The 17223-nt window shown below is 67.1% G+C and carries 20 protein-coding genes; 2 read left to right on the forward strand and 18 right to left on the reverse strand.

The window, feature by feature from the left end:
* Positions 1 to 23 precede the first annotated feature (23 nt).
* From O6Y00_RS20845 to O6Y00_RS20930, 18 genes are all read right to left on the reverse strand, one after another.
* Complete coding sequence (locus tag O6Y00_RS20845) at positions 24 to 422, reverse strand: flagellar protein FliS (RefSeq protein WP_353444440.1); 399 nt, start codon at positions 420 to 422, stop codon at positions 24 to 26.
* Positions 419 to 1903, reverse strand: coding sequence for a flagellar filament capping protein FliD (gene fliD / locus O6Y00_RS20850; RefSeq protein WP_353444441.1), 1485 nt, complete (start codon positions 1901 to 1903; stop codon positions 419 to 421). Before fliD ends, O6Y00_RS20845 begins: the two co-directional genes overlap by 4 nt.
* A 66-nt stretch (positions 1904 to 1969) precedes the next feature.
* Positions 1970 to 3112 carry a flagellar type III secretion system protein FlhB gene (flhB, locus tag O6Y00_RS20855; RefSeq protein ID WP_353444442.1) on the reverse strand — a complete coding sequence of 381 codons (1143 nt, stop codon included), beginning with the start codon at positions 3110 to 3112 and terminating at the stop codon, positions 1970 to 1972.
* On the reverse strand, positions 3112 to 3885 hold the full coding sequence (gene fliR / locus O6Y00_RS20860; RefSeq protein ID WP_353444443.1) for a flagellar biosynthetic protein FliR: 774 nt from the start codon (positions 3883 to 3885) through the stop codon (positions 3112 to 3114). The genes flhB and fliR overlap by 1 nt, the downstream gene beginning before the upstream one ends.
* 159 nt (positions 3886 to 4044) lie before the next feature.
* On the reverse strand, positions 4045 to 4314 hold the full coding sequence (gene fliQ, locus O6Y00_RS20865) for a flagellar biosynthesis protein FliQ (RefSeq protein ID WP_055874447.1): 270 nt from the start codon (positions 4312 to 4314) through the stop codon (positions 4045 to 4047).
* Positions 4315 to 4318: 4 nt separating this feature from the next.
* Positions 4319 to 5269: a flagellar type III secretion system pore protein FliP gene (gene fliP, locus O6Y00_RS20870; protein WP_353444444.1), complete on the reverse strand. Its 951-nt coding sequence runs from the start codon at positions 5267 to 5269 to the stop codon at positions 4319 to 4321.
* Positions 5266 to 5520, reverse strand: coding sequence for a flagellar biosynthetic protein FliO (locus O6Y00_RS20875; protein ID WP_056054129.1), 255 nt, complete (start codon positions 5518 to 5520; stop codon positions 5266 to 5268). The genes fliP and O6Y00_RS20875 overlap by 4 nt, the downstream gene beginning before the upstream one ends.
* 6 nt (positions 5521 to 5526) lie before the next feature.
* Entirely contained in the window at positions 5527 to 5817 is a 291-nt protein-coding gene (gene fliN / locus O6Y00_RS20880) for a flagellar motor switch protein FliN (protein WP_056054132.1), read from the reverse strand.
* Positions 5814 to 6776 (reverse strand): flagellar motor switch protein FliM, encoded by a 963-nt coding sequence (locus tag O6Y00_RS20885; RefSeq protein WP_353444445.1) that lies wholly within the window; start codon positions 6774 to 6776, stop codon positions 5814 to 5816. The genes fliN and O6Y00_RS20885 overlap by 4 nt, the downstream gene beginning before the upstream one ends.
* Before the next feature lie 3 nt (positions 6777 to 6779).
* Positions 6780 to 7409: a flagellar basal body-associated FliL family protein gene (locus O6Y00_RS20890; RefSeq protein ID WP_353444446.1), complete on the reverse strand. Its 630-nt coding sequence runs from the start codon at positions 7407 to 7409 to the stop codon at positions 6780 to 6782.
* Positions 7410 to 7428: 19 nt separating this feature from the next.
* A complete protein-coding gene (locus O6Y00_RS20895) occupies positions 7429 to 8568 on the reverse strand; it encodes a flagellar hook-length control protein FliK (protein ID WP_353444447.1) in 1140 nt (379 codons plus the stop codon).
* A gap of 33 nt (positions 8569 to 8601) precedes the next feature.
* Entirely contained in the window at positions 8602 to 9027 is a 426-nt protein-coding gene (locus tag O6Y00_RS20900) for a hypothetical protein (protein WP_353444448.1), read from the reverse strand.
* 1 nt (position 9028) lies between these two features.
* Positions 9029 to 10354: a FliI/YscN family ATPase gene (locus tag O6Y00_RS20905; RefSeq protein WP_353444449.1), complete on the reverse strand. Its 1326-nt coding sequence runs from the start codon at positions 10352 to 10354 to the stop codon at positions 9029 to 9031.
* Complete coding sequence (locus O6Y00_RS20910) at positions 10348 to 11085, reverse strand: FliH/SctL family protein (RefSeq protein ID WP_353444450.1); 738 nt, start codon at positions 11083 to 11085, stop codon at positions 10348 to 10350. The genes O6Y00_RS20905 and O6Y00_RS20910 overlap by 7 nt, the downstream gene beginning before the upstream one ends.
* Positions 11078 to 12088 (reverse strand): flagellar motor switch protein FliG, encoded by a 1011-nt coding sequence (gene fliG, locus O6Y00_RS20915; RefSeq protein WP_353444451.1) that lies wholly within the window; start codon positions 12086 to 12088, stop codon positions 11078 to 11080. The genes O6Y00_RS20910 and fliG overlap by 8 nt, the downstream gene beginning before the upstream one ends.
* Positions 12085 to 13755, reverse strand: a complete 1671-nt coding sequence (gene fliF / locus O6Y00_RS20920) for a flagellar basal-body MS-ring/collar protein FliF (protein WP_353444452.1) — start codon at positions 13753 to 13755, stop codon at positions 12085 to 12087. Before fliF ends, fliG begins: the two co-directional genes overlap by 4 nt.
* A gap of 1 nt (position 13756) precedes the next feature.
* A complete protein-coding gene (fliE, locus tag O6Y00_RS20925) occupies positions 13757 to 14119 on the reverse strand; it encodes a flagellar hook-basal body complex protein FliE (protein ID WP_056061615.1) in 363 nt (120 codons plus the stop codon).
* The gene (locus O6Y00_RS20930; RefSeq protein ID WP_353444453.1) at positions 14116 to 15432 is read right to left on the reverse strand and encodes a sigma-54 interaction domain-containing protein; all 1317 of its coding nucleotides are present in this window, start codon (positions 15430 to 15432) and stop codon (positions 14116 to 14118) included. Before O6Y00_RS20930 ends, fliE begins: the two co-directional genes overlap by 4 nt.
* A gap of 302 nt (positions 15433 to 15734) precedes the next feature.
* On the opposite strand from O6Y00_RS20930, the gene O6Y00_RS20935 reads away from it, so the two are divergent.
* Positions 15735 to 16544 carry a flagellin gene (locus O6Y00_RS20935; RefSeq protein ID WP_353444454.1) on the forward strand — a complete coding sequence of 270 codons (810 nt, stop codon included), beginning with the start codon at positions 15735 to 15737 and terminating at the stop codon, positions 16542 to 16544.
* A gap of 239 nt (positions 16545 to 16783) precedes the next feature.
* Positions 16784 to 17218, forward strand: coding sequence for a hypothetical protein (locus tag O6Y00_RS20940; RefSeq protein ID WP_353444455.1), 435 nt, complete (start codon positions 16784 to 16786; stop codon positions 17216 to 17218).
* The last annotated feature ends 5 nt before the right edge of the window (positions 17219 to 17223 follow it).

Here is a 17223-nt window from a genome sequence, read left to right on the forward strand (position 1 = left end):
TGGCGGGGGAGGATCGAGCAAGCCTAGGCGGCGCTGGCGGTCCGCCATGCCTGGGCGATCTCTTCGAGCATGTCGGCGGAGTCGCGGAACGGCGCGGGATCGTGGCCGAGCGAGGCGTTGATCACTGTCTTGCGCGCGCCGCCGTACAACCGTGCGAGCGTCTCGGAGACCTGACCGCCCTTTTCGAAATCGAGGCCCGCTTCGAGCGCGAACAGGATTGCGGTGGCGCGGGTGATACGCTCGCTCTTGACCGCGAACTTGCGGTGCTCGCAGGCCCAGGCGGCGGCACGCAGCGCGGCGACGAGCTCCTTGTAGAGCAGTTGCACCAGCGCCGGGCCGTCCGCGGCGGCGGTGCGACCGACCGCGTCGATCTGGCGGTAGGTCGCGAACGGATCGCGCGTCAGGGTCGAGGCGTAGGTCACGAACTCTTGTTCCAGGCGGCGATCTGGTTGGTGAGGAACGTCTGCGTCGATTTATACGCGGACAGGCGCGAGTTCAGGCTGGCATATTGCTGGGTCAGCCGGGTCGACAGCTGCGCGGACTGATCGGTGACCTTGTCCTGCTGCTTGGCGATGTCGCTGACCGCGGCCGTATAGCGCGCGGTCGAGGCGCCGAGCCCGGTTGCCACGCTCGTCGCGCTGGTGGTCAGTGCCGACAGCGTCGCCGACAGCCCCAGCACGTTGCTGCCCGATGGCGCGAACATCGCCTCGATCGTGTCCGGATTGGCCGCAACCTGTTTGGCGAGCAGCTTGCTGTCGACGCGGAGCGTGCCGTCGTTGTTGGTGGCAACGCCGATCTCGGCGAGCGTCCGCGGGATGCCCGAGACGGCGCCGCCGACCAGAGCCTTCGACGTCAGCGCCTTCAGCGATTTCAGCAGCGACGCCGCGGCGGGATCCGACCGCAGCGTGCCGGTCTTCGGATCGGTCTGCTCGGTGATCGCCGCCAGGACCTGGTTATACGTCTCGATCACGTCGGTGACGGCCTGGGTCAGCGCATCGGTCGGCGTGGTGCTGGTGAGCGACACCGGGGACGTCGATACCGCGTTCAGTTGCAGCTTCACGCCGTCGACGAGGTCGCTGACGATGTTGCTCGACCGCTCCACGGCAATGCCGTCGACCATCAGCTGGGCATTGCCCGCCTCGGCCGTGGTCTGCATAGCGGCCGAACCCTGGCCGATGTCGAGCGCGTTGCCGTTCTCGCTGGTCATCGTGAACGCCTGCGTGACGCCGGTCGTGCCCTTGACGGACAGATAGGCGCCGCCGGTCGAGTCTGTGACGATCGACGCGGTGACACCGGTCCGCTGTCCGTTGATCGCGGCGGCGATCTCGTCGAGACTGCCGCGGCCTACGTCGAACGTATAGGCTTTCCCGTCGATCCCGCCGTCCCAGACCGTGCCGTCCGCATCCTGATAGGTTTTCGTGCCGATCGTCAGCGTCAGTTTGCCGGTGCCGAGCGGCGCCGTCCGGCTCGGAAACGGCTCGATGCTGCTCGATGCCTGCGCCGTCGCGAGCCGTTTGACCGTCACGCTGGCGGACAGGTTCGCCAGTTTCGCGCCCGACAGTGCGGTCGCCGAGACCGTCGCGGTGCTGGAGCTGATCGGCTGAGTCTGCAACGAACCGCTCTTCACCAGCGTCTCCAGCGCGGTCGAAAAGCCGGTGATCGTGCTCTTGATCGTGCTGATGCCAGAGATCTGTGCGGTGAGCGCATCGGTCTGCGATTTCAGCGTCGCCGTGCGTGCGGCGAACTGCGCCTCGACCAGTGAGGAAACCAGCGTGCCCGTATCGACTCCCGAACCCGCGTTCAGCGCGGTGAGCAACGACTGCGTCGCGGTGTTGACCGCGGTCTTGCCGCTCGTCGTGGTGGGGGTCGGCGTGGCCGTCGCGCTCGTCGTCGAAGTTACCATGAAGCGATTCCTGCACGCACGATCGGCGCGCGCTTACCCCTAGGAACGGCCGGCGGCAGGCGATCTTTAGACATGTTTTACGCCGTTTTCGTCGAACCGCGCATCCTTCGGCACGGTCACGAAGGGCTGGACGCCGGCTGCCGTACCGCCGGCCGCCGCATTCAGTCCGAACACGAACGCCAGCACCGTGGCGATCGCGGTGTACAGGTCGTCGCGGACTTCCTGCCCCTCCTTGCTGGTGTAATAGACCGCACGCGCCAGCACCGGATATTCGAGGATCGGCACGCGGCCTTCACCGGCGAGTTCGCGGATCGCCAGCGCAGTCGCACCGCGCCCCTTGGCGACCACCACCGGCACCTGGTCCCTGCCGCGATCGTAGCGCAGCGCCACGGCAAAATGCGTCGGGTTGGTCAGTACGACATGCGCCTCCGCGACCGATTTCCGCAGGCCGCCGCTGGCCATCGCGCGCATCTTCGCGCGCATCTGGCCTTTCGCTTCGCCATTGCCTTCGGTCGATTTGTGCTCGTCCTTCACCTCCTGCTTCGACATCCGCATTTTGCCCAGACGGCGGATGATCTGGATCGGCAGGTCGATCCCGGCGATCGCGCACAGCCCGAACGCCATCGCGATCAGGATGCCCTTGAAGATCCCGCCGAGCGTCGACAGCGCCTGGTTGAGATCTGCGGAAGATGCGAGCCCCATCGTCGAATGCGCGGCGTTCCACAGCATCCAGCCGCCGATCGTGCCGAGCAGGACGACCTTCAGCAACGACTTGCCGAGCTCGATCCAGCCGTTCGCGCCAAAGATGCGCTTGAGCCCCGCCGCCGGATCGACGCGGCTGTATTTGGGCGCGAGCAGGCCGCCGTTGAAGCCGAGCGAGCCGAGCCCTGCCTGGCTCAGGATCGCGGCGCCGATGCTGACGATGAACAGCGTGATGAGCGATGGCGCGAGCTTGCCGCCGGCTTCCATCAGCGGCCGCCAGGGGGAGAAGTCCTCGACATCGGCATGGGTGAACTGAAAGCTCGAACTCATGATCGCCTTGCACGCGGTGATCAGCGTCGGGCCGGCGTAGATCAGCCAGGCGACCCCGGCGAGCATGCTCAGCGCGGTGGCGAAGTCGCGCGATTTGAGGATGTCGCCCTTCTTGACCGCATCCTTCTTGCGCTTTGCGGTTGGTGCTTCGGTTTTTTCGCCCGAATCCTCAGACATCAGCCGAGCACCAGGTTTTCGGTGGCGGCGAGTCCTTCGCGGACGATGACGAGCATGTAGTCGCCCATCGTCGGGAACGCGATCGCCAGCGTGATGACGCCGACCGCGAGGCTCGCCGGGAGCCCGACCGCGAACAGATTGAGCGAGGGCGCGGCGCGGCTCAGCATGCCGACGACGATGTTGAGGCAGAGCAGCAGGAAACCCACTGGCAACGCGAGCAACAGTCCGGCGAGGAACGCGTAACCCCCGAAGAACGCGATCGCCTTCAGCCGCTCGACGCCGATCCACGCGGCGCCGGGCGGGAGGACGTCGTAGCTCTTCACCAGCAGGTCGATCAGGATCAGGTGGCCGTCGACCGACAGGAACAGCAGCGTCAGCATGATCGAGAAAAACTGGCCGAGGGCGGGGGAGGACTTGCCGTTCTGCGGATCGATCGAGGATGCGAAGCCGAGCCCCATCGCGCCGCCGATCACCTCGGCCGCGATCATCGGTGCGGCGAACGCGATCTGAAGGACGAAGCCTAGCGCGAGGCCGACCAGCGCTTCCGCGGCGGCGGAGAGGATCGTGGTGACCGCGAAGATGTTCTGCGGCGGGACGATCGGGTGCGCCGCGAGGACGAGGAACCCTATCGCGCCCGACAAAGTGACGCGCACGGTCAGCGGCACCGACACGGACCCGAACACCGGCGCGGCGATGAACGTCGCACCAATGCGGATCATCACGAACACGAGCGCCCACAGCTGCGGCTCGATCGAGAGGCCGAAGCCCAGCATCAGTAAGTTCCCCTCCCGCTTGCGGGAGGGGAGCAGCAAGTGCGGTCGCGTGTTCAGCATGGCCCCGCCGCGGCAAAGCCGCGTCGTCGGACCTCGGCGTCGCCGAGGCCGGCCGGGCTTGCGCTGGCAGCGCGGGCGTAGCCGCGCTGGCGCTGCGCCTCACTTCACCAGATCCGGAATGCGCTCGAAGATCCCGATCGTGAAATCGCTCAGCAACCCGAGGATCAGGCTCCCGAAGATCAGGATCGATACCGCGACCACGACCAGCTTCGGCACGAACGACAGCGTCTGCTCGTTGATCGACGTCGCCGCCTGAATCATCCCCAGGATCAGCCCCGCCAGCAGCGCCGGGATCAGGATCGGCGCACTGGCGAGCGCCAGCACCCACATCGTCTGGTTCGCGACGGTCAGGAAATATTGCGCGTCCATGCTCTCAAGTCGCGAACGAGTTGGCGAGGCTACCCATCGTCAGCGCCCAGCCGTCGACCAGCACGAACAGCAGCAGCTTGAACGGCATCGAGATGATCGTCGGCGACAACATCGCCATGCCGAGCGACATCAGCACGGTCGCGACGACGAGGTCGATAACGATGAACGGCAGGAAGATCAGGAAGCCGATTTGGAACGCGGTCTTCAGCTCCGACGTGACGAACGCCGGGAGCAGCACCGAAAACGGGATGTCGGTCGGCGTCGCGTACGGCCCGGATTTCGCAATCTGCGCGAACATCGTGACGTCCTTGATCCGCGTCTGCTTCACCATGAACGCGTGCAGCGGAACGCCAGCCGTCGTGATCATCTGTGTGCCGGCGAGCTGCCCGGCGGCATAGGGCTGGATCGCGGTCGTGTTGATCTGGCTGATCGTCGGCGCCATGATGAAGAACGACAGAAACAGCGACAGCCCGAGCAGCACCTGGTTCGGCGGCGTCTGTTGCAGCCCGAGCGCCTGGCGCAGGATCGCGAGCACGATGATGATTCGCGTGAAGCTGGTCATCATCAGCAGGATCCCCGGCAGGACCGTTAGCAGCCCCATGATGATGAGGACTTGCAGCGAGAGCGACAACGAGCCGCTCTGGCCGGTATTGCCCGCGGCCTGGCCGCCGAGCTGGCCGAGCGCGCGATCGACCGCGTCGCCGACGGCGGGGTTGGTCGGGGCAGGGACGCCTTGCGCGAAGGCGGGCATTGCGAGGAAGAGAGCGAGGACTACCGCCAGCAGGACCCAAACCCACCCGTTTCCCCGCGAACGCGGGGACCCAGAACCAAGCAGCGCACCGTTCGTGGCTCCTGGATTCCCGCGTACGCGGGAAAACGGCTGGGCGGAGGATGCGGCGAACAGGGCAGGGCCCGAACCCTTGCGCGTCACCGTCGGGCGAGCGACCGCGCTCATGCGTCGACCTTGTCGATCAGGTGCACGCCGCCGCGGCCGACCGAGACGAGCAGGCGACGGCCCTCGAAATCGATCACCGCGAGGCGCAGACCCGGCGAGATCATCATCGTTTCCTTGACGCCGATCAGCCGCGTCGAGGGTTTGCCCGGGATCCGGCTCTCGAACTTGCGCCACAGATACAGGCAGCCGAACATCAGTCCGCACACCAGTGGCAGCAGGATGACGAGCTTGAGGATATAGGTCCAGAGCATCGTCGATCAGCCGCGCTTGTCGGGGCTGACGAGCTCGGTCATCCGCACACCGAAGCGTTCGCCGACCGTGACGACTTCGCCGCGGCCGATCAGGGTGCCGTTGACAAATACATCGAGGAGTTCGTTGGCCTGGCGATCGAGCTCGATCACGCTGGATTCACCGAGCGCGAGCAGTTCGCGCAGCGTCAGGCTGGTCGAGCCGATCTCGACGGTCAGCTTGACGTCGACATCCTGGAGCAGCCGGAAATTGGCGGCGACGGCAGCATCTACGGGGAAGCCTCCGGTCATGTCGTTCATGCTGCAAATCCTTCGTCGAAACGGGTAATCGAGGTGAGCTGGATGGCGGCGAAGCCGTTGGACGTGCCGACCGTGCCGCAGCCGAGGCGGTTGTTGCCGACCATCACCGGCACGTCGCCCGAGATGGTGATCGGGATCACGTCGCCGGGCTTCAGGTCCATCAGCATGGTCAGCTTGACGACCGGCTCGGCGAGCACCGAGCGGATCGGGAAGCGCACGTTCATGGCGGCCCGCGTCAGCTCGGTGCGCCAGGCCGGATCGGGCTCGGCCGACTTGCCGACGACCTTCGCGGTCAGCGACGGCGCGTGCGGCTTCAGCGCGGAGACGGGGTAGACGAGATCGAGGAACACCGGCTTCGCGGCGCCCGCGGCGATGCCGAAGCGCGTGACGATCATCGCGTCCTCGCCGTCGAGATCGGCGATCATCGCCGGGTTCACCTCGACGCGGGTCGGCAGGAAATCGAACCGCGCCATCGGCTCCCACGCGGTCTTCAGCGGCGCGGCGATCATCTGGCCGATCCGCGCGACCATCGCCTCGGCGGCGGGCGAGAACTCGGTCGGCAGGACGTGCGGCGCGGCGCCGGTGCCGCCGAAGAACATGTCGAGCATCTCGAGCACGAACTTGCCGTCCATGATGCACAGCGCCTGCGCCATCCCCGGCGTCATGATCAGCGGCAGCCACGCGGTCAGCGCATCGCTGCGTTCCGCGCGGTAATCGGTGAAGCGCTGGACCACGAGAGGCTCGGCCCAGCAGCGCACTTCCTGGCGCAGCAAAGGCTCGAACACGCCGCGCAAACCGCGTGCGAACCGCGCCGAGAGATGCTGCAACGAATGCAGGTCGCCGAACGGATTGAGCTTGGCCCCGCCGAGCACGCCCTGATGCAGCACGCCGTCCTTGGGCGCGCCGGAACGGTCCCGGTCGCGTCGCTCGCGTGTCTTTGCTGAGGCCTCGTTAACCATGCCTCACTGAACAACGAAACTGGTAAAGTAAACGTTACCGATGCCGCCGAACCCTTCTTTCTGCTTGAGCGTATCGTTGATCGCTTTCGCCAATCTCACCTGTAGCTGACGCTTGCCGTCGCTGCTCATCACCTGCTCCTCGGTGGTGTCGCCGAGCGCCATCAGGATCGCCGAACGCACCGCGATGTCGTTGGTCTTGAGGTTGGTGATGACGGTGTCGTCATACGGCGTGGAGACCGCGACGCCGACCTGGACGAAGTGCACCGAGTCCTGGAGATTTGAGGTGAAATCCTTCTCCAGCGGGTAGTAGGTGGAGGCGTATTTGTCGCCGCCCTGCCCTGCGGGGGGCTTCATCCCGTGGTTTTCGGGCGCGGCTTCCTCGCCGCCGTGACCGCCGCCTTCGCCGCCTTCGGACGCATGCTTCTGCTCGCTCTTGGGGACGAGCTTGGGCTTGCCGTCCTCGGCTTCGGCGGCGTGACCGCCGCCGCCGATCAACCCGGCACTGGACGCATAGACGCCCGCGCCGACGCCACCGCCGACCAGCACCAGCAGCGCGACGCCGCCGATCAGGATCGTCTTCATCTTGCCCTTTTTCTTCAGGGCGGCGTCGGGCGTTTCTTTTGTGTCGCTCATGATTTCAGGGTCCTTCGGTTCAAGCGATTCGGATGTCGTCGGGCGTATCCGCGATCACGGTCGAGACCGGCGCGGGGCGATTCGGGGTTTGTGGCGCCGCGGGTGCGCGCTGCTGCTGGTGTGCGCCGCCGTCACCGAGCGATCCTTGCGAAAGCTTCAACCCGCGCGCTTCGGCGAGTTCGGCGAGCCTTGGCTGCGCGTCGGTCAGCAACGTCCGCGTCGCAGCCTGCTCGGCATTGAAGTGGACGCGCACCGTGTCGCCCTCCGTCTTCACCGATACGTCGATCGCGCCGAGCGCGTCGGGGACGAGGCGGATGCGTGTGTCGACCGCATCGGCGGCGTCGCGGAGCATCTCGATCCGCTCGATCATCGCGTGCGGCCAGCGCTCCTGCCGCATGTCGAGCGGCGCCTGCTGCGCGTCGGCGACCTTGATCTCATGCGGTGCGGTCGCGCCGACCGGGGCCAGTGGCGTATCGGACGGGGCGGGCGTGTCGGGCTCATCACGTTTCTTCGTCGCATCCTGAATCGCCGCGCCGAACACCATCGCGGCCGACGCGACCGTACCGGGTTGCGGCTGGACGGTGTCGGGTTGTGCCGCGACGAGGGTAACGGGCGCCGTATCGGGCATGGCCCAACGCGGCGCGTCTGTGGTCGGCGTGTCCACCGGCGTCTGCACGGCCGTCTTTACCGGTGGCATCGCAGCCATGATCGCGGCGGCGAACTGCGTTGCGGGTGTGCCGCCAGCTTGGATCGGCGAGGCGGGCAGGATTGGTTGAGGCTCTATCGGAGCAGGCGTGGCGGCCTGCGGCTGCGATTGCGCGAATGTCGGTCGCTGCACGCTAGTTGGTTGCATGGTGGATGCATCGGCGATGCGTGCAGCGGGCAGGGAAACGGCTGGGGCAGGGGCAGGCGTTGCAATGATCGGCTGCCATACGAAGACGGCATCGGGCACCATATCCGGCAGCGGCAAGGCGTTGCCGGTCGCGGCGTCGTCCTGCCGGGGCTCGTCTTCCGGCGCTACGGCGGAAGGTTCGGGTTTCGCTTCGTCGCTGACCTGCTCGAAGGCGCCCGCGAAATCGCCCGACTCGCCGCCATTCTTCGCAGCAGAGGCGCGAGGATGGGGGGGAACGGTATGGGAAAGGGTCGCGGTCTGGATCATTCGGGCACTCGCGTTCGGGCGTCTGCCCGGCACTCAGCAAGGATCGTGCCGAACCTTCCGGAAGGCGGGTGCCTCCTCCATCGCGCGGATCGCTTTGAGCACCGCATCGGCGTCGGCGCGGGCGAGGAGCTTCTCGACCGCGCTCTGGTCCCGCTTGGCAGCACGCGTTGCCTCGGCGGCGCGCTCGACGTGATATTCGGCGGCCTGCACGCGTTCGACGGCTGCGTTGGCGGACTGTTGCAGGCGATCGCGGTAGTGCGCGGCGGCACCGAGCGACACGGCGACCTGCGTTTCATGGACCGGCGCGACGGCTTCGGCGAGCAAGGCGATACGACCGGAGAGTGCCTGTTCGCTGGCGAACTTGTCGTTCGCGCGCGCTTCGTCGGCGCGGGTCAGCCCGAGCTGGAGCGTGCGGACGCGGTGGATGCGCGCCAGCGTCTTGCCGCGGGCATCCGCCATCTCAGCCGCCGAACACGCCGGTCAGCTCGGCGACCGCGTCGTTCAACGAGACGTTCTCGTCGGCGTCCTGGCGGATATATTCCATCACCGCCGGGTGGCAGGCGATGGCGGCGTCGATCGCCGGATCGGCGCCGTGGCGGTAGGCGCCCATAAGGACGAGATCACGGTTTTCCTCGTAGGTGGCGAGGTGGCGACGGAGCGTGCGTGCGGCCTTGGCGTGATGCGCGGGCACGATGTCGGTCATCACGCGGCTGACCGAGGGACCGATGTCGATCGCGGGGTAGACGCCACGCTCGGCGAGTTGGCGGTTGAGGACGATGTGGCCGTCGAGGATCGAGCGGGCGGAATCGACCACCGGGTCGTTGCCGTCGTCGCCGTCCGCCAGCACCGTGTAGATCGCGGTGATCGAGCCGCCGGTGTGGACGTCGACGCCCGCGCGCTCGATCAGGTTCGGCAGCATGGCGATGGCGCTGGGTGGATAACCGCGCGCGGACGCGGGTTCACCTAGCGCGAGGCCGATCTCGCGACCGGCGTGGGCGACGCGGGTCAGCGAATCCATAATGAGGAGGACCTTCTTGCCTTCGTCGCGGAAGGATTCGGCGATCGCGTGCGCCCGCAGTGCGCCGCGGATGCGGAGGACGGGGGAGTGGTTGGCGGGGACCGCGACGACCACCGAACGCTTGCGCGCTGCGCCGGCCACCTTGGTTTCGAGGAAGTCGGCGACTTCGCGTGAGCGCTCGCCGATCAGGCCGATGACGATGACGTCGGCCTGCGCGGCGCGGACGATCATGCCGAGCAGCACCGACTTGCCGACGCCCGAGCCCGCCATGATGCCGACGCGCTGGCCCTGGCCGATCGTCAGCAGGCCGTTGATCGCGCGGACGCCGACGTCGAGCGGTTCGAGCACGCGGCCACGATCGAGCGGCGACTGGAGTTTCCCCGCGAGCGGCCAGCGCCTGGCGCCACGGATCGGGCCGAGCCCGTCGATCGGCTTGCCGGCGCCGTCGACGACACGACCTAGGAGTGCGGCACCGACTTCCGCCTCGCCTGGAGAGCCGATCGGCTTGACCGGCGCGCGCGGGAGGAGCGCGGCGGGGCCGCCCAGGTTCATCATCAACGTGCGGCCGTTGCGGAAGCCGATGACTTCGGCCTCGACGCTCGCCGTGCCTTCGCCGACCTGGCAGACCGTGCCGACGGGTAGCGTCAGGCCGACCGCTTCCATCAACAGCCCGTCGAACGAGGCGAGGCGGCCGGAGACCTTCGGCTTGGCGACGAAATCGGCGTTGGAGAGGGTTTCGAGATAGTCGGCGGTAAAGCGGTTCAGCATTTGGGCACCGGCACCCGGTCGATCGCCTGCGCCAATTGGTCGAGCCACAGTTCCGGACCGTCCTCGACGATCGTCGATGCGCTTTCGAGCACGAAGCTGCCGCGTGCAACGCCCGGATCGCCCGCAGCGAAGATCGATTTGGGCAGCCGGCCTTCGAGCAGCGCGACGTCGTCCGGGTGGACGCGGAGCAGCGCGGATTCGGCGGAGTCGGACAGGAGGTCGGCAGCGGTTTCGATCCGTCCGGCGAGGACGTCGGGCGCGATGCCTACCTCGCCGACGAGTTTCGAGACGAGGAACAGCACCGTCTGGCGGAGTTGAGCGGCGACGTGATCGCGGTCGATCCGGTCGTTGCCGAGTGCGGCGGCGAGGTCGCCGAGCAGCGCGCCGTCGCGTGCCGCCGTCTCGTGCGCGGCGGCGGCTGCGGCGGCGAGACCCTCCGCATAGCCGGCGGCATGCGCGGCAGCGAGCGGATCGATGAACGACGACTCGCTTGCCGGATCGAGCGGATCCCAGCCAGCGGTCGGGTTCACGTCCTTGTCGGCCGGGCTGAAGTGACGTGGGGTGCTCGGCTCCGACGAGAAGTTCGGCGACGCGAAGTTCGCGGGCCGCACCGTCGCACGCTCGCGAATATCCGCAGCCGCGAACCCGGAGGGTGGGGCGAATGCGCTTGCCAGAATGTTGGCCGTCGTCGTGTGGCGCGACGCGAAGCCCGCGGTGAAGCCGTTAGACATAATCGTCGTCGCCCCCGCCCATCTGGATCGTGCCGTCCTTCGCGAGGCCGCGCGCGATCCCGATCATCGCCTTCTGTGCCTCGAGCACTTCGGCGAGCTTCATCGGACCGCGTGCCTCCATCTCGTCGCGGATGCCGTCCGCGGCGCGCGCCGACATGCAGCCGAGGAAGCGGTTACGGATGGTCTCGTCGACGCCCTTCAAGGACTTGGTCAGGATCTCGCTGTCGACGTTGCGGATCAGCGTGCCGAGATTCTTGTCGTCGAGCTCAAGCAGATTGTCGAAGACGAACATCGCCTCTTCGATCGCCTTCGCCACGTCGCGGTCGATCTTGAACAGTTTCGGCATGACGCGCTGTTCGGTCGCCTTGCGCGCGCCGGACAGGATCTTGGCCGCTTCACGCGTGCCACCCAGCGTGACGCCCGCCGAGCCCGGGGCCGCGGTGGTGCGGTTGGCGAGGACGATCTTCAACGTCTCGACCGCCTCGGGCGTGATCGGGCCCAGCCGGGCGATGCGGTGGAGGATATCGGGCTGGACCGCGTCGGGCAGCAGTTCGAGCACCTGGCCACCGATCGAGGCGTCGAGATTGGCGATCAGCACAGCCGCGATCTGCGGGTGCTCCTTCTCGATCATCGCGGCGATCTCGGGTGCGTCGAGCCAGTCGAGCAGTTCGAGTTCGCAGGCGGCCTCGGGCGGCGTGATGCGCGCGAGCACGCTTTCCGCTTTCTCGGGGCCAAGCGCGCGGTTCATCACCGCCTCGATCTGCGGACGCGGGTCGAAGCCGATCGCGGTACGCTCGCGCGCGCGGCCGACGAAATCGTCGAGCACGTCCTCGACTTCCTGCTCCGACACGTCGGCGACCTTGAACATCGCTGCACCGAGCTGGCGGACTTCTTCGGGCTCGAGCTTCTGGAGGATGGCCGCAGCCTCCTCCTCGCCGACGAGCATCATCAGCACCGCGGCGCGCTCGACGCCGGTGTAGGTGCGGATGGCGGCCTCGCTCACTTGGCGTCGGCCTTGATCATGTCGCGCACGGCAAGCGCTGCGCGCGTCGGATTGTCGCGCGTGAAGCCGCGGACTGCACCAATCCGGTCGTCATAGCCGCGCGTGTTCTCGAGCTGGTCGAGGCTGACGGGGGCGGCGACCGCCATGCCGTCGGCGTTCGCTGCGCCGATCGGCTGGCCGAGCGCAGGGCGCGTGCCGGCGTCGTCGCGCTTCTTCATCAGCGCCTTGGCGATCGGGCGGACGCCGAGCAGCAGCACCAGCAGCGCGATAAGGATGGCGGTGCCGTTGCGTGCGAGCACCGGCAGCCAGGCATTGTCGTACCAGGCGGGGCCACTCGTCGCGGTCGCATCGGCGCCGGCGAACTTACGGCTGATCACGGTGACGTTGTCGTTGCGCGCCTGATCGAAGCCGACCGCGCTCTTCACGAGATCGCTGATCTGGTTGATCTCCATCGCGGTGCGGCGACCCTTGTCGGGATCGCGGAGCAGGACGGCGACCGAAAGCCGCTTGACCCCGCCCGGCGTGGCGCGCGTGACCGAGACTTCGCGGCCGAGGTCGTAGGCGCGCTGATACTGGTCGGACTGCTTCATCGCGTCGGGCGCGGCGCCACCGGCGACCGGCTGAGCCGGGCTGCCCGACGCGCCGTTGGCGGCCTGCGGCGTCGACAAGGTGCTGGCGGCGGGCGGCGTGTTGCTCAGCGCGCCAGGAATACCACCGGGAGCACCGGCAGCGCCGTCCTTCTGGTTGCCGGTCCAGTTGCCCGTCTCGGCGCGTAGTACGCCCTGCTTCTCATAGCTTTCGCGCGTCGCCTGGCTCTCGTCGAGATTGACGTCGGCCTGGACTTCCGCGGTGAAATTGCCTGCGCCCACGAGTGGCGTGAGCAGCGCGATCAGCTGGGTGCGATACTTGTCCTCGACGCGGCGCTGGATATCGATCCGTGCGTCGCTCGCCGCACCGGCACCGTCCTTGCCGCCACCCTTGGTGAGCAGCGCGCCCATCTGGTCGACGATCGTCACGGCCTCGGGCTTCATGCCGGGGACCGACGAGGCGACGAGGTTGATGATCGAGCTGACCTGCGCGTCGCTCAGCGAGCGGCCGCCCTGAAGCTTCAGGATGACCGACGCTGACGGCGAGGCGTTGTCGCGGACGAACACCGATGCTTCGGGCATGGCGAGATGCACGCGCGCCTCCGCGACCGCGTCGATTTCCTCGATCGATTTCGCCATCTCGGACTCGCGCGCCTGGCGGAGGCGTTCGCCTTCCACAGCGCGCGAAACGCCCATCGGCAGCTGGTCGAGGATCGCGTAACCACCGGGCGCTGCCTTCGGCAGGCCTTGCCCAGCGAGCAGCATCTTCGCGCGGCTGTAATCGTCCTCGCCGACGGTCAGCGCGCCGGTGCCCTCGTCGATATGGCTCTTGATGTTGGCGGTCGTCAGCGCGGACGTGACCGCGGCCTTGTCGGAATCGGGCAGGCCGCTGAACAGCGTCTTCTGCGTCGGCGTCGACAGGCTCATCCACGCAAGCGCGGCGGCGGCGATAAGACCGACCATCAGCGCCATCGGCAGCGAGCGGCGGACCGCAGGCTGCGCGAACGCGCCCTTGATCTGCTGGAGGGGATTGGCGAACCGTTCGGTCGCGCCGGATGTGGGGATGAGTGCGGTGCTCATGTCAGACCGGCATGCTCATGATATCCTTGTAGGCGGACAGCAGCTTGTTGCGGACCTGCAACGTCGCCTCGAAGCCGACCGACGCCTGCTGGCGGGCGAGCATCACTTTCGCGATGTCGACCGTCTCGCCACGCTCATAGCTTTCGCTGAGCTTGGCGGCCTGGGTCTGGCCGTCGTTGACGCTCTTCAGCGCGGTTTCCATCGAATCGGCAAAGCTGGTCGGCTTGACCGTCTCGGTCGGCGTGACGTTCCCGGCTGCTCCAGCACGCGAGAGCGCCTGATTGCGTTCGAGGATCTGCGAGCGCAGCGCCATGACGCGGTCGACGCTCATCGCGCCGCCGCCGATGCCGGATACGCCGCTCATGCCGAGGCGGCCCAGTTAGCGTTGCCCCAATTCTGGGCGCTGCCGATGTCGTCACCCTGCTCGCGCGCCTTGGCGAGGCGATAGCGCAGCGTGCGTTCGGAAATGCCGAGGCGTTTCGCGGTCTCGATGCGGCTGCCGTTGCAGGCCTTGAGCGTCTCGCGGATCGCCGCGAATTCGCTCATCTGGACGATATTGCCGAGGGTTTCGGGTTCAGCTGGTGTTGCGGCGGGGGCGATCGACATCACCGGCGCGGCCCGCTGGAACGTCATCGTTACCGGGCGGTCGAACACGATGTGGTTCGCCTCGATCGTGTCACCACCGCAGAACAGCAGCGCGCGCTGGACCACGTTCTCGAGCTCGCGGACGTTGCCCGGCCAATCGTGCAGCATCAGCTGTTCGATCGCCGCGTGGCTCGGCCAGGGGATGACGTTGCGGTTGCCGGCATGACGCAGGATAAGCGTCGCGGCGAGCGCGGGGATGTCCTGCGGGCGCTCGGCCAGCGACTTGGTCGCGAGCGGGAACACGGCAAGGCGGTAATAGAGATCGGCGCGGAACCGGCCGGCGGCGACTTCGGCATGGAGGTCGCGGTTGGCGCAAGCGATCACGCGCACGTCGATCGGCTGCGGCACCGAGGCGCCAAGCGGCACGACCTCGCGCTCCTGCAACACGCGGAGCAACTTGGCCTGCAACTGGAGCGGCATCTCGGCGATCTCGTCCAGCAGGATGGTGCCGCCATTGGCCGCGCGGAAGAACCCGTCGCCGCCCGACGACGCGCCGGTGAACGCGCCCTTCTGGTGGCCGAACAGCAGCGCCTCGAGCATCGATTCGGGCAGCGCGGCGCAGTTGATCGCGATGAACGGCTTGTCCTTGCGCACGGAGCCATTGTGGATGGCGCGGGCGAGCACTTCCTTGCCGGTGCCGGTCGGGCCGTTGATCAGGACGGTGATGTCCGCGGCGGCGACGCGCTCCGCCAGCGCCAGGAGAGCGAGCGATTCGGGGTCCGCTGCGGTCGGCATCTCGGGCCCACCGATCAGCGCGCGCGCGAAGCCGTTGCCGACGGCGGTGTCGTCGGCGGCGAAGCTGATCCGTGCCGGCGAACCGTTGCGCGACGGGGTCACTTCACGGCCCTCGTTGCCGATCACGACGGTGCGGGCGGGGGCCGCGATGCCTTCGCCATCCGCCACCAGATACAGGTCGTTGGCACCGGGCTGCGCGGTTTCGAACGAGCCGATGCCGAAGCCTTGCGCACGGAGCGACGACACGAGTGCATATTTACGCGAAGTGACTGCAGCTGATGGAAAAATCGAACGCATGCTGTTCCCCCTGGACGATTCGGTGAATGGGGTAGGGGTGGTAAACGCGCGGTTAAACCCTGCCGCCGGCCGGCAGATTATTTCCGGGCGCGGTCGCGCGGCCACACGCGGCTGCGTGCGCGCGCGTGCCCATGTTCGCGCGCGTGTCCGCGTCCGTGCGAGCCCGCACACGAGGCGACGTCCCGGGCGAATTTTCCGACGCATTTTCCGCTTAAGTCCGTCCCGAAGCGGCCGTTACCTCATTCGACGGCTCGGTCCTTCGCCATGGGGGCGGCGGGAAGCCGGACATTCGGAGACCCACCATGACTGTTATCGGTACCAACATCTCGTCGATGCGCGCCTCGAACGCCTCGAACATGGCATCGGCTGCACTGTCGACGGCGATGGAGCGCCTGTCGACCGGCAAGCGGATCAACTCGGCCAAGGACGACGCCGCGGGTCTCGCGATCGCAAGCTCGATGAACGCGCAGATCAAGGGCATGAACCAAGCCGTTCGCAACTCGAATGACGGTATCGCACTGGCGCAGACCGCCGATGGCGCGCTCAACGAAGTCACTAACATGCTGCAGCGTATGCGCGAATTGTCGGTGCAGTCCGCATCGGGTACCTATGACGACACCGATCGTACCAACATGCAGGTCGAGGTTACCCAGCTTTCGGCGCAGATCACCAGCATCACGAGTGACACGAAGTTCAACAAGGTCAAGTTGTTCGATACCGCGGATACGGTCATCAAGATCCAGACCGGCGCCGGTAGCACTGACCAGGTCGACCTGACGATCACGGCCCTCGATCTTACCGCAGCAACGGGTTCGGACATTTCCAGTGCTACGGGTGCGGCTACTGCGATCGACGATATCGACACGGCACTCGACAGCGTTTCGGCGACGCGAGCATCGCTTGGTGCAGGTCAGCGCCGCCTGGAGTCGGTCGTCAACAACCTGACCTCGAACGCGACCAATCTGTCGGACGCCAAGAGCCGCATCGAAGACGCCGACTTCTCGGCCGAGACGACCGCGCTCGCCAAGGCGCAGATCCTGAGCCAGGCATCGACCGCGATGCTCAGCCAGGCGAACCAGAGCCAGCAGAGCGTCCTGAAGCTGCTTCAGTAATCCGGACCGGCACCGGCACCGCCCCCCCGAGGGTGTCGGTGCCGATCGGACCTGCCTAACTCCGGCAACGGAGGGGCGGCACGAAACCCCGGTGGCGCATGCCATCGGGGTTTTTGGGTTTTGCGGTGCGTCGCCGACAGGGCGGATCGCGTGCGGTGTTCGGTGACGCTATTGTCATTGGCGGACGACGCGACACGGGATTAGGTCTGCTCGTCGATCACAGTGCCGGGGCGACCACCATGAGACACGCTGTTTGTGCGTTCGCGCTCGCGATCCTCGGATCGACCTCGGCGCAGGGCCAAGCCCGGATCGGCGAGCGATGCAGCGGCACGGAAACCATCCGGGTCGGCGACGCTGCGCCACAGATCGTTCCCTACGCCCTGACGTTCAGCGCCGATCTGGCGACGGGATATTATTGCTACGCGGCGTGCCGGGCCGAGCAGACCTATGCGATCAGCGACCGCGCGTCCGATCCGATCAGGCTCGCGGACATACATGGCGGCAATCAGACGCGACTAATGACGTTCGATCGCAGAACCGCGACGCTGGTCGACCATCAAGTCATCCGCCTTCTCGGCAGCACCACGCGGAGCGCGACGGCAACGTGTCGAGCGGCGCCGTTTCACGCGCCGGTGCCGCTGCCTGGCGGTCGACCGCCGGATGCGCGCGGCTGAGCATG

Origin of the sequence: Sphingomonas faeni (assembly GCF_040407565.1) — a bacterium.
GTDB lineage: Bacteria > Pseudomonadota > Alphaproteobacteria > Sphingomonadales > Sphingomonadaceae > Sphingomonas > Sphingomonas faeni_F.